The following is a 12,714-nucleotide window of genomic DNA, read 5'->3' as shown; positions in this document are numbered from 1 at the left end:
CGATCTTATCTCCTGTATCTTCTGAATGCACTGACTAACAACTGCTGTGGAAGATCCGGATCCAAAAGTTCCGGAATCTCATCTGGTGAAAGATGGCTCTGTTCTCTCTGGCGAACTACAAGCTGCCTTGCTGCATCAATCAGTTTTCCAGGTTTGACATCTCTTGGACAACGCTCTACACAGGCAAAACAAGACAGACATTTCCAGAGAGATTTGGAATTAACCAGTGACTCGATATCTTCATTTACCACATAGGACACAAACTGATGTGGTTTGATATCCATCTCGTTAAATGCCGGACAGGACGCAGAACATTTTCCACATTTCATGCATTTCAGCGGATTCACTCCACTGATTTCTTTTATTTGTTCTGCCTGTTTCTTTTCATTTATCACTGTTTCTCCACCTCCCTGTCCACTTCTTCTTTTACTCCGAGAGCTTCTGCCAGAAGCTCTGTAAAGTAATGTATCGGAAGTTTTCCATTCTTATTCAGATTGTACAAACACAATGGACAGGCAGTAATCAGCATATCTGCTCCAAATCCTGCTGCACTGTCACAGATTTTGTTGCACATGTTCTGAGTCATATCTTTTTCTTTCAGAGAAATATACCCTCCACAACATTCATTTCGATATGGGTACACAACCGGTTCTGCCCCGATAGCACGAATAAAATCTTCTAAAACAGAAGGGTTTTCCGGATTATCAAATCCCATGATCTTTCCCGGTCTGAGAAGCAGACACCCATAATAAGCACCGATCTTCTTACCTGTCAGCGGATTTACGACTTTTTCTTTTAGTCTGTCAAATCCCACCCGGTCACGAAGCACTTCCAGATAATGAAGCACTGTTGTTTCTCCTGCATAAGGAGTTTCAAGCTGCATATAGTTATTGGCTCTGGTGCGAATATCTTCCACATTTTTCATATCATCATTGACACGTTTGATGACATGATGACAGGCAGAACATAATGTAACAAGATCCTGTCCTTTTTCTTTTGCATCATTCAGTGCCCTGACGGATGACAGTTTTGTTGCAATCTCATCTGTCCCCAAAGGATATACTCCTCCGCAGCACTGCCAGTTGTCAATTTCTTCCAGTTCAAAACCAAGTGACAATGCGGATGCTCTTCCGTATGCATCCAGCATCTTTGCATTTGTTCTTAATGTACATCCTGGAAAATAGCTGTACTTCATAAGATTCTCTTCCTTTCTACCACTCAATCTGCGCAATTACTGACTTCAGTGTATCTGCACTGGCTTTCAGTTTTTCAATCTCTTCTTTTTTCATTCGCATCGGAAGTTTTCCCTGAATTCCATTTGGTCCAAGGATCGTAAGTGTACTCAGACATACATCTTCAATTCCATACTCACCGTGCATCATAGATGATACGGTTGCAATAGAATCCGAAGAAGCTGCTACTCTGGCACAGATTTGACAGACTGATCTGGAAACTGCATAAAAAGTTGCACCTTTATTTGCAATAATTTTTCCGCCTGACTTCTGTACATAGGTCAGCATCGCTTCCTTATCCACTGCCTCAATATCTTTTCCACGGGCTTTCATAAGCTCGTAAAATTCATCTACACTGACGCCGGAGATATATGCTCCTGACCACGGAATGAAGGAACTGTCTCCATGCTCTCCAAATACATAGGCATGTATATTTTTCTGTGCAACACCAAAATGATCTGATAACGCAAATTTCAGTCTTGCAGTATCCAGAATAGTACCGGAACCTATAATCTGTCTTTCCGGAAGTCCTGATATTTTTGTAAACACATAGGTCATGATATCTACCGGATTACTTACGATAATATAGATCGCATTTGGCGCTGCTTTTACAATCTCCGGTGTAATACTCTTTAAGATGTTCACATTGGTCTGGGTCAGTTCGATTCTCGTCTGACCTGGTTTTCTGGCAATTCCAGAAGTGATGATCACAATATCAGAATCCTTTGCATCTTCATAGTCTCCACATACAATTGAAATCGGATCTCTGAAACAGGTTCCCTGTTCAATGTCCATGACTTCTCCCTGAACCTTTTCCTTGTTGATATCAATCATTACAATCTCTGATGCAATGTTCTCTCCTGACAATGTATAGGCAATCGTCGCTCCCACACTGCCTGCTCCAATAATCGTAATTTTACTACCCATATTCTTCCTCCTATGAAATAAAAAAAAGCCTGTGTTCGCAAACACAAGCATACCCAAACAGACTATGAGCTGTTATCGAAATTCCTCATAGTCTTTTGATGTTTATGCTGTATCTGGAGCACATCTCATACCAGGCAGGTTTCCTGACTCACAGATCATCACGTACCTTTTCCTTCTCACATATTTCGATTTTATGCAATGGATTCTAAAGGCATATTTCCTGTTTACAGTGACCAGTTCGTTCAGGCTTTTCACCTGATTCCCTCTTTTTCGCAAAGGTAAAGAAGCTATCCTTATCTTTCACCTGGTATGCATATATTAAGTTTTCCATGGTTAATATAATAACACTGTTGTTATTTTTTTGTCAATTCATTTTTCTGTTTCTTTTTTTCATGACTTTTCATTATGATTTTCATCTGATATGATAATAGAAAGTTTGTAACTGTTCAGAACCATTGTGAAGGTACTGAACAAATACGAAAGTTTTTAATTTAAACAGGAGTCCTCCTATGCAGCTTACTATTTTACAGGCGTCTGAATACGCATTTGACATTTTGAAACATACACCTGCTACCCCCATCGTTCACTCCATTTATCGGAAAGCTGTGAATCTGAAAGCAGGAAATCAGTTGCTGACCCTCCAGCCACGCGGTTCTGTCCTTTCTCCCATCAGCATGATTACGGCCTGTACGGAAGGGGAACTGGCAGAATTGCCTTTTGCTGCCCGTAAAACACTGTCCGTTACATTAAAGACAGAACATACTTCCCGTCAGGATCTTTTTCTTTCTGCCAGAAAGCTATCTTCCCATGTCTATACAGAAAATCTGCATAAAAAAATCCGCCAGGCAATTGCCATGGCGGAAAACTCAGATCTGCCACCCCATATGCGTGGTGTGGAGCTTATTTTGAATCAACCGGATCTCGCGGAAGAATCACTCTATATGAACGCCGTCCAAACCATCCTGCTGCAATTCCGTCAGGCAATTGGTGACTCTGCCAAAATGGCTGATACTTTGTGTCGACTGATCGGACTTGGCATTGGGCTGACTCCAAGTGGTGATGACTTTCTGTGTGGATTCCTTGCAGGGCTGCGGATGTCTTCATCTGTGTCATCTCAAATTCTTACGGTTAAATCTGATAACTTCCGGCAGATTCTTGAGAAAAAGATCTGCTCACATCTGAACCGTACTAATGAGATCAGTGCTGCTTTTCTGCACTGTGCTGCACTTGGTCAATTCAGCATCCCAATACATCTGCTGCTGAGTTCGGAGATCACTGCCGAACAGATTTATCAAGCATTCTCTGGCATTGGGCATTCCTCAGGTATCGATACCTTATGTGGGATCTATGCTTCTTTCCCGAATGTTGCAAGCCAGATGCCAGACAGTCATTCCCGGATAATACAACAGCCTTCTCAGTCCTGAAAATCGCATAACTTTCCGAATCTCTTCTCTCATCTGCCCATTATCATTCTTTCTGTGATTTTTTCTGCAGTACAGAGAAGTCATTTTCTCTACTACCTGTTGTTCTCTGATACGTTTTCGTTCTGTTTTATTCATATTTTCCAGTCTTTTATTCCGCCGTGTCTTTCACGAATTACACCTTAAACCGATATCCCGTTCGGACCACCCCGGAATCCCTCTTTTTACCATATTTTTCCTTGGAAAACCCCTTTATTTATGGGAAGAATTCCGCTTTTTTCCTTTTATATTTTTCTAATCGACTCTTTAACCTTTTTTGTTTTTGTAGGTCCTTTGGTAGTTTTTGCAGTAGTTTTTAAAAACTACCAGAATTTTCATCAAATTTCACGTTTTTCAGAAAGTGCTCCGCAAGCGTCTGTATTATTTCCCTTTTTCAAGTACAAATGAGGATAGTATACTTTCCGAAGAACACCCCACTTTGCACTTTACCAGAGCATTATCGCAGCGCTGTACTGGCTCCTGATCCTGATCTTTTACAAGCTTTTTTCAGCTCTTACCTTGTATTCCATAAGCCGGAAAACGTAGTCTGGCATTGATCTTTTTCCAAACTCCCAATCAGTAACTGTACAATACGGGATGCCAAAGTATTCGCAGAATTCTTTTCTGTTCATACTCATGCTTTCTCTAAGTGACTTTTCTTCTTTCTGAACATCCATGATTATAACCACATCTATCAATAGCAGATTATCATTTCAAGAATGCCTCGGCATTCTTGCTGCGAGATGCGCGTCATGCAAAGCATGACATATTTCTTTTACGCATCTCTGCAATCCTGCCGGATGCTATATCAAGTCAAAAAATTATTCAACTCACAAAAATATGTTTTCGTAAGTTGAATATTATTCTATCTTGTGTTATATTCTAAATAAAGAAAGACATCTGCTGTAACAGATGCCTTTCAACGGAAAGTATCCATTCCAAAAGTGGATGCTCCCAAGCAAGGTGTTATTGCACTCTTACGAGCGCCGCCTTACCTGTTGGCAGACAGGTAAGGCATTTTTATTTTCTTCTGCTATTTCTCTTATTATCGAGAAAGGTCAGAAACGCAATTACTAATGTACCAAAGGATATCAGCAAGCCGATAATCCCGATGAATATCAAGATGATATCTGCACATGTCATAACTACACACCTCCCTTCCTATGTATTCCGGCAAGCCGGTCATTAAGCTCGGGAGGCTACCACCCCTGTCATGGGTTCCGTATTTCAAATCTTATCATATCTCTGTATTCATTTCAAACACAACCTTCAAAAAGGTAACGCTTTTCCATTCGATTTTTTGAGTTCTTGAACAATTGTTCCACCGATATAGAATTAACACACGCTGCCCCTTTCGTTACATTTCAAATAGTTTATGTAATTCCATAGCTTTCCCTGCGCAAGGAAAGACAAACATTATAAATTACTCTATTCAAACGAAGCTGACGTCCCAGATCAATCGTCACGATGTACATGTTATCGCTGATTCTCTGCTTAATTCCCGGGTATCCGGTCTCCTTGTACAATTCTTTCTTCATAAAGTTATTCCTCCATCCTGACGCGTTCGCGACATAAATTTCGATTTTGGTAGTTTTTAAAGAAAAAAGCCACTCTTTAAAGGCTAAAGAATGGCTTAAATACAATGAAAAACAGTTTTTTGATTCACAAATTACACCTTAAACCGATATCCCACACCCCAGATAGTCTCTATATACTGCGGCTTGGCAGTATCAAATTCGATCTTCTCACGGATCTTCTTGATATGCACAGTGACCGTTGCGATATCTCCGATGGATTCCATATCCCAGATCTCCCGGAACAGTTCTTCCTTGGTGAATACATGGTTCGGATTCTCTGCAAGGAAAGTCAGAAGATCAAATTCCTTGGTGGTAAAGTTCTTCTCCTCTCCGTTGATCCAGACTCTTCTGGCAGTCTTATCGATCTTGATACCACGGATCTCAACAATATCATTTTCCTTCACATTGGAATTCACCAGCCTCTGGTAACGTGCCAGATGTGCCTTGACTCTTGCTACCAGTTCACTTGGGCTGAACGGCTTAGTCATGTAGTCATCTGCTCCCATACCCAGACCACGGATCTTATCAATATCATCTTTCTTGGCGGATACCATGAGAATTGGAATATTCTTGGTCTCTCTTACCTTTTTGCAGATCTCGAATCCATCCACTCCCGGAAGCATCAGATCCAGAATCACCAGATCAAAGTCTTCTTCCAACGCCCGCTTCAGACCAGTATCTCCCTGCTTTTCTGTCTCTACCTGAAATCCACTGAGTTCCAGATAATCCTTCTCCAGTTCCGCAATACTTTCTTCATCTTCTACAATTAAAATCTTACTCATCAGAGCAGCACCTCCTGATATTTTCTTAATACAAAGTACATAACGGTTCCCTTGTCCAGCGTACTGCTGGCCCAGATCTTCCCGCCATGATCTTCGATAATCTTTTTCACAATAGACAGTCCAATACCACTGCCTCCCGCAGAATGTCTGGATGCATCCGCCCGGTAAAACCGTTCAAAGATATTCGGCAATTCCTTCGTTCCTATTCCCCGGCCATTGTCCTCGATCTCTATCTGTACAAAATCCCCGACATCTTTTACCCGGATATCAATCCGTGGCTCACTCTTATCCATATATTTTACTGAATTGCTGACGATATTGTTGATTACTCTCTTAATCTGTTCCGCATCTGCAATAACTTCCACATCGTCAGCCACTTCATTGGTATAGGAAAAAGCAAAGCCCTTGGACTCCAGTTCAATTCCCATCTCTTCTACACAGTCTTCAAAATAATCCTTCACATTAATCTTGTTAAACGTATATGGGATACGATTTGCCTCAATCTTGGAATAAAAGTTCAGTTCATTGATCAGCCGGTCCATATCATTGGTCTTATTGTAAATCGTACGGATATAGCGATCCATCTTCTCCGGAGTATCCGCCACTCCATCCATAATTCCTTCCACATATCCCTTAATCGCAGTCAATGGGGTCTTCAGATCATGGGAAATATTGCTGATCAGTTCCTTGCTCTCCTGGTCATACTCCAGCTTCTGCTCCGTACTCTCCAGAAGCCGCTTCCGCATCTCTTCAAAGTCCCGGCACAGATCACTGATCTCATCGTCTCCGGTTACTTCCATGGTGAAGTTCAGATTGCCTTCAGCGATCTTGTGTGTGGCATTGCGAAGCTTATTCAATGGAACACTGATACCTGCATAAATCCACAGCATGAGGATCGCTGCCGTCACCACAAGAATAATGATGATAATCGCTGCCATATCATATAAAAAGCTGCGTAACTCCGGTACGATCCCAGAAGATCCATCAGTAAGCTCATCTGCCAGGACATCCTCGTCTCCATAGCCACTTTGCAGTAACAAGGACTGCTCCGCTCCGTCCTGAGCAGGTGCTTCTGTTATCTGCTCCTCATCCACACCAAGTTCATTCTGCTCCTGATAAGTCTGATACTTCTGTGCATACCGCTCCAATGCCTTAAACTGGCGATTACCCACAGTCAGCATGACCATCGTCATCAGCATAATCGGAATAATCAGAATTGCTGCAAACGCTATAAATAATCGTGTCTTTAACTTCATAAAAAAACTCCCTTATGATATTCCTCAATTTAGTATACCATAAAGGAGCTTTGAATTCATCTAAACAAAATTTTATAATTATAAATATTTTTTCAGATCTTCGACTTTATCCAGTTTTTCCCATGGAAGATCCAGATCCAGTCTTCCGAAGTGTCCGTAAGCTGCAGTCTGCTTGTAGATCGGACGACGCAGGTCAAGCATCTTGATGATTCCAGCCGGACGCAGATCAAAGTTCTCACGTACGATTTCAGTGATCTTTTCATCAGACAGCTTACCGGTTCCAAAAGTATCTACCATAACGGATGTAGGCTGAGCAACACCGATAGCATAAGAAAGCTGCACTTCACATTTATCTGCCAGTCCTGCTGCAACCACGTTCTTAGCTGCGTAACGTGCTGCATAAGCCGCGGAACGGTCCACCTTGGTGCAATCCTTACCGGAGAAAGCTCCACCGCCGTGTCTTGCATATCCACCGTAGGTATCTACGATGATCTTACGTCCTGTCAGACCACTGTCCCCGTGAGGTCCGCCAATTACGAAACGTCCTGTTGGGTTGACGAAAAACTTGGTATCTTCATCGATCATTTCCTGTGGCAGAATTTCATCGAATACATATTTCTTGATATCTGCATGAATCTGTTCCTGAGATACTTCCGGGTCATGCTGTGTGGATAATACCACTGCATCCAGTTTTACCGGTTTGTCATTTTCATCGTATTCTACTGTTACCTGAGTCTTTCCATCCGGGCGAAGATATGGCAGTGTACCGTTCTTTCTGACTTCTGTCAGACGGCGTGACAGCTTGTGTGCCAGTGCGATAGGATATGGCATATATTCTTCGGTCTCATTGGTTGCATAGCCGAACATCATACCCTGGTCTCCTGCACCGATTGCTTCGATCTCTGTATCTGACATCTGATTTTCTTTTGCTTCCAGTGCCTTGTCTACACCCATGGCAATATCGGTTGACTGTTCGTCAATCGCTGTGATCACACCACAGGTATCTGCATCAAATCCGTATTTTCCTCTGGTATAACCGATTTCACGAATCGTCTCACGTACGATCTTCTGAATGTCTACGTATGCTTTGGTGGTAATCTCTCCCATAACCAGAACCATACCTGTTGTGGTAGCTGTCTCGCAGGCTACACGGCTCATTGGATCCTGTTCCAGTAATGCATCCAGAATTGCATCTGAAATCGCATCACACATTTTGTCCGGATGTCCTTCTGTAACGGACTCGGATGTAAATAAACGTCTTTCCATCTTTCTTTTCCTCTCGTAATAAAATAAAAATGATTAGTTACTTAGCCCGGTATTTCCTGATCTCGAGGAATTCATCTACATGTGATGCACATCAGATTGCTGCGCACTTTGTGCTCCCGCAATCTGCACGAACATCAAAAAATGTCCGCTCGAATAAGCGGACATTCTATCATCTATGACAGTTCATCCTCTTATTGTTCGATTGCTCGCTCAGGTTGGCACCTTCCGCTGTGCGGGGTTGCCGTGGTTTCTCAGGTCCTCTGTACCTCCACCACTCTGAATAAGAGAAATACCGTATCTGTTCAGTCTCCTTACAATGGATTCTGAATAGTTACAACATTCTTTATGCTGTTTTATCTGTGCGACATCTGTATCACACGCATATATAAAGATATACCCAGAAAACTCTTTCGTCAAGGGCAATCTGGGTATTTTATATATTTTTTATAAAAATTCCAGGTATACAAAACAACTGCTCCTGATGACGCAGGTGATTTAGCCTACTCTCAGCTTGAACTTCTGGATCTCTTTTTCACTGGATACGCGCTCGATCTCAGCTCCAAGTCCACGCAGCTTCTGCTCGAAATTCTCGTAACCACGCTGGATATATACGATATCGTCTACGATCGTGATGCCTTCTGCTGCAAGCCCTGCAATGACAAGTGCTGCCCCTGCACGAAGATCCGGTGCACTGACTCTGGCACCCATCAGCTTCTCTGTTCCATAGATCACTGCGGTGTTGCCTTCTACCTTAATATCTGCTCCCATACGGATCAGCTCGTCCACATACTTGAAACGATTCTCAAAGATGCTCTCTGTCACGATACTGGTTCCCTTGGCAATCGCCAGTGCCACACCGATCTGTGGCTGCATATCAGTCGGATATCCAGGATATGGAAGAGTCTTCACATTCGTATTGTTCAGACGTTTCGTAGCCACTACACGGACTGCATCATCAAATTCCTCTACCTCACATCCGATCTCAACCAGCTTCGCAGTGGTCGCTTCCAGATGCTTCGGAATAACGTTCTTGACAATCACATCTCCTCTGGTGGCTGCTGCAGCGAACATAAAGGTTCCTGCCTCGATCTGATCCGGAATAATGGAATACTCAGTAGCATGAAGCTTCTCCACGCCACGGATACGGATCACATCAGTACCTGCACCCTTGATATTAGCTCCCATGCTGTTCAGGAAATTCGCTGCATCTACAACGTGTGGTTCCTTTGCCGCATTCTCAATAATCGTACGGCCTTCTGCCATCGCTGCTGCCATCATGATATTGATGGTTGCTCCTACAGACACTGTATCCAGATAGATATGGCTTCCTCTCAGATGATCTGCTTCTGCGATGATCGCTCCGTGAGAAATACGTACCTTGGCACCCAGTGCCTTGAATCCCTTCAGATGAAGGTCAATCGGTCTGCTTCCGATATTACATCCTCCCGGAAGCGGCACTTCCGCCTTCTTGTACTTGCCAAGCAGTGCGCCAAGCAAATAATAGGATGCTCTGATCTTCTTAATATATTCATAATCAACACTGACACTGCCAATACCTGATCCATTGATCAGTGCTGAAGTTCTGCTTACTCTGGTGACACTGGCACCAATCTCACTGATTGCTTCTAACAGCACGTTGATGTCCTGTACGTCCGGCAGATTGTCTACCCGTACAGTCTCATCTGTCATAATTGCTGCAGCAAGAATACCCAATGCCGCGTTCTTCGCACCGCCGATCTCTACTTCTCCGGCCAGTGGATTCCCGCCTTTGATTATATACTGCTCCATTAGACACCTCTAGATTTATTTACACTCTTCCCAATTCTCCAAGTTACAATCCCATTCTTCAAGTGTATTCGGAATGGATATTAAGTAATCTGATATTCCAGAAGCGACTCTTTTCCCCTGCTCGCTTCTACCCCTTATAAAATATCTTTATCCATTATACCACAAACTTAAAATTTGTAAATAAGAATTCACATTTTGCAATAATTACGACTAGTTTTGAAACTTTTTTGAAACACTATCTTGTACCAACTGTCCAATTTTTCCTGTTTCTTCACTAGATATAGTAACCTATCTTACAACTTTTTACACAAGGGAAAAACAGGATATACACAATTCTTCTGTTTTGCGCATATCCTGCTTTTTAATTTTTGTGTATCTGTTCCGTACCTTCACAGATTAGAACTTTTCACTTGTCCATTTTGCAATCTCTTCATCGGTACCGAATACCTGATGCTGTCCACCCATGCTGTGATAACTTCCCACATTGTAATCGATGCCGCTGGTGGCATAATCGTAGGTCATTGATTTGCGGTTTTTTTCTACTCTCGGATTTGGCTCCGGGATCGCAGATAACAGACTTCTGGTATATGGATGTACCGGATTAGCAAAGATCTCATCCGTAGTTCCTGTCTCCAGAAGATGTCCCAGATGAAGTACGCCAATGCGGTCGGAAATATATTTTACCATAGACAGGTCATGGGCAATAAACAGATATGCCAGCCCTGTCTCTTCCTGAATATCCTTCATCAGATTGACTACCTGTGCCTGAATGGACACATCCAATGCAGAAATACATTCATCTGCAATGATCAGCTTCGGATTCATAATCAGTGCACGGGCAATTCCCACACGCTGTCGCTGTCCACCGGAAAACTGATGTGGATAACGCGCTGCATGCTCCGGTGCCAGTCCTACCTTTGCAAGAATATTCTTGATGATTGTCTCTCTTTCCTCTTTTGTCTTATATAGATGGTGGATATCCAGACCTTCTCCCAGAATATCACGCACCTTTTTTCTCGGATTCAGAGATGCCATCGGATCCTGGAAAATCATCTGCATCTGGGTACGAAGTGCCTGATTATCCGCTTTGGAAAGCTTGCCGCTGATATCTCTTCCATTAAAATGGATCTCTCCTGCAGTCGGGTCATACAGACGAATCACACTACGCCCAATCGTAGATTTGCCGGAACCGGATTCTCCTACCAGTCCGTAGGTCTCTCCCGGATAAATATCAAAAGATACATCATCTACAGCCTTTACGGTAAAGGTACTGCTGACTTTGAAATACTGTTTTAAACCTTTGACGGTAAGGATCGGCTCTGCATTATAATTCACTGCCATTTTTCTTTGCCTCCTCCTTCATTCGTTCAATTCGAGCTTTCAGTTCTGCCGGCATCTCTACCTTCGGAGCACGCTCATCCAGCAGCCAGGTTGCTGCATAATGAGTATCGGTTACCTGGAACATCGGAGGTTCCAGCTTATCATCGATCTCCAGTGCATAACGGTTACGCGGTGCAAATGCATCTCCTGTCTTTTCGTGAAGCAGGTTTGGCGGAGATCCCGGAATAGTATACAGTCTGCGATCGTCGGTATTCAGATCCGGCATGGCAGATAACAGTCCCCAGGTATATGGATGTCTCGGATCATAGAAGATCTCATCAATGGTTCCTTTTTCCACAATTTTACCTGCATACATTACATTGACATAATCTGCCACTTTTGCTACTACACCCAGGTCATGGGTAATGTAGATAACAGAAATGCCTCGTTCATCCTGAATTCGTTTGATCAGCTCAATGATCTTGGCCTGAATGGTTACATCCAGCGCTGTGGTCGGTTCGTCACAGATCAGCAGATCCGGATTGCATGCCAGGGCAATAGCGATCACTACACGCTGTCTCATACCACCTGATAACTGATGCGGATAGTTTTTCATACGTTTTTCTGCATCGGAAATACCAACTTCCTTTAACAGCTCCACAGCCTTGTCCCAGGCTTCTTTTTTCGGAGTCTTAAAGTGCCATATCATGCCTTCCATGATCTGCTTTCCGATAGTCATGGTCGGATCCAGACTGGTCATCGGATCCTGAAATACCATGGCAATTCGTTTTCCGTTGATATGTTTACGGATCCATTTCTTATCTTTGGTCAGGATATCTACCGTCTCTCTGCTGCCGTCTGCATGGGTATAGGTAAACTCGATGCTTCCGCTGTCTACGGTGGCATTGGATGCAAGGATTCCCATTGCAGCCTTCATGGTAACGGATTTACCAGAACCGGATTCACCAACGATGGCAACGGTCTCTCCCTTATAAAGGTCGATATTTACGCCACGGATGGCATGAACCGGTCCGGCTGTGGTCTTAAATGTGATATCCAGATCTTTAATTTTAAGAATCTTTTCTTTTGTTTCTGACATCTGCACG

The 12,714-nt window shown here is 43.1% G+C and carries 13 protein-coding genes and 2 riboswitches; of the genes, 1 reads left to right on the top strand and 12 read right to left on the bottom strand.

Features of this window, described 5'->3' with window-relative positions:
* Positions 1 to 5: 5 nt before the first annotated feature.
* The 3 genes from H8716_RS12490 to H8716_RS12480 are packed head-to-tail and all read right to left on the bottom strand — an operon-like array spanning position 6 to position 2,159.
* Positions 6 to 395 carry a 4Fe-4S dicluster domain-containing protein gene (locus H8716_RS12490; protein WP_249309254.1) on the bottom strand — a complete coding sequence of 130 codons (390 nt, stop codon included), beginning with the start codon at positions 393 to 395 and terminating at the stop codon, positions 6 to 8.
* Complete coding sequence (locus tag H8716_RS12485) at positions 392 to 1,195, bottom strand: CoB--CoM heterodisulfide reductase iron-sulfur subunit B family protein (protein ID WP_249309252.1); 804 nt, start codon at positions 1,193 to 1,195, stop codon at positions 392 to 394. Before H8716_RS12485 ends, H8716_RS12490 begins: the two co-directional genes overlap by 4 nt.
* A 16-nt stretch (positions 1,196 to 1,211) precedes the next feature.
* A complete protein-coding gene (locus tag H8716_RS12480; protein ID WP_249309251.1) occupies positions 1,212 to 2,159 on the bottom strand; it encodes an L-lactate dehydrogenase in 948 nt (315 codons plus the stop codon).
* A gap of 116 nt (positions 2,160 to 2,275) precedes the next feature.
* Positions 2,276 to 2,482, bottom strand: a riboswitch (cobalamin riboswitch).
* Between the two features lie 186 nt (positions 2,483 to 2,668).
* On the opposite strand from H8716_RS12480, the gene H8716_RS17750 reads away from it, so the two are divergent.
* A complete protein-coding gene (locus H8716_RS17750; RefSeq protein WP_330606615.1) occupies positions 2,669 to 3,583 on the top strand; it encodes a DUF2877 domain-containing protein in 915 nt (304 codons plus the stop codon).
* On the opposite strand, the gene H8716_RS17890 is transcribed toward H8716_RS17750, so the two are convergent.
* From H8716_RS17890 to H8716_RS12430, 9 genes are all read right to left on the bottom strand, one after another.
* Positions 3,494 to 3,718, bottom strand: coding sequence for a nitrous oxide-stimulated promoter family protein (locus H8716_RS17890; protein ID WP_334299715.1), 225 nt, complete (start codon positions 3,716 to 3,718; stop codon positions 3,494 to 3,496). The genes H8716_RS17750 and H8716_RS17890 overlap by 90 nt on opposite strands.
* Positions 3,719 to 4,113: 395 nt before the next feature.
* Positions 4,114 to 4,296, bottom strand: a complete 183-nt coding sequence (locus H8716_RS12465) for a helix-turn-helix domain-containing protein (RefSeq protein WP_249309250.1) — start codon at positions 4,294 to 4,296, stop codon at positions 4,114 to 4,116.
* 696 nt (positions 4,297 to 4,992) lie between these two features.
* The gene (locus tag H8716_RS12460) at positions 4,993 to 5,157 is read right to left on the bottom strand and encodes a hypothetical protein (protein ID WP_249309249.1); all 165 of its coding nucleotides are present in this window, start codon (positions 5,155 to 5,157) and stop codon (positions 4,993 to 4,995) included.
* Between the two features lie 131 nt (positions 5,158 to 5,288).
* On the bottom strand, positions 5,289 to 5,978 hold the full coding sequence (locus H8716_RS12455) for a response regulator transcription factor (protein ID WP_249309247.1): 690 nt from the start codon (positions 5,976 to 5,978) through the stop codon (positions 5,289 to 5,291).
* Positions 5,978 to 7,234 (bottom strand): sensor histidine kinase, encoded by a 1,257-nt coding sequence (locus H8716_RS12450; protein WP_249309246.1) that lies wholly within the window; start codon positions 7,232 to 7,234, stop codon positions 5,978 to 5,980. The genes H8716_RS12455 and H8716_RS12450 overlap by 1 nt, the downstream gene beginning before the upstream one ends.
* Before the next feature lie 78 nt (positions 7,235 to 7,312).
* Complete coding sequence (metK, locus tag H8716_RS12445; RefSeq protein ID WP_249309244.1) at positions 7,313 to 8,500, bottom strand: methionine adenosyltransferase; 1,188 nt, start codon at positions 8,498 to 8,500, stop codon at positions 7,313 to 7,315.
* A 188-nt stretch (positions 8,501 to 8,688) separates the two neighbouring features.
* Positions 8,689 to 8,787, bottom strand: a riboswitch (SAM riboswitch).
* Between the two features lie 208 nt (positions 8,788 to 8,995).
* Positions 8,996 to 10,288, bottom strand: a complete 1,293-nt coding sequence (locus tag H8716_RS12440) for a UDP-N-acetylglucosamine 1-carboxyvinyltransferase (protein WP_249309242.1) — start codon at positions 10,286 to 10,288, stop codon at positions 8,996 to 8,998.
* A gap of 396 nt (positions 10,289 to 10,684) precedes the next feature.
* A complete protein-coding gene (locus H8716_RS12435; protein ID WP_249309240.1) occupies positions 10,685 to 11,629 on the bottom strand; it encodes an ABC transporter ATP-binding protein in 945 nt (314 codons plus the stop codon).
* Positions 11,613 to 12,707 carry an ABC transporter ATP-binding protein gene (locus H8716_RS12430; RefSeq protein WP_249309239.1) on the bottom strand — a complete coding sequence of 365 codons (1,095 nt, stop codon included), beginning with the start codon at positions 12,705 to 12,707 and terminating at the stop codon, positions 11,613 to 11,615. Before H8716_RS12430 ends, H8716_RS12435 begins: the two co-directional genes overlap by 17 nt.
* Positions 12,708 to 12,714 lie beyond the last annotated feature (7 nt).

The sequence above is a fragment of the Jingyaoa shaoxingensis genome, assembly GCF_014385005.1.
In the GTDB taxonomy this organism is placed as follows: domain Bacteria; phylum Bacillota; class Clostridia; order Lachnospirales; family Lachnospiraceae; genus Marvinbryantia; species Marvinbryantia shaoxingensis.
This window is presented reverse-complemented; position numbering and strand designations above follow the sequence as displayed.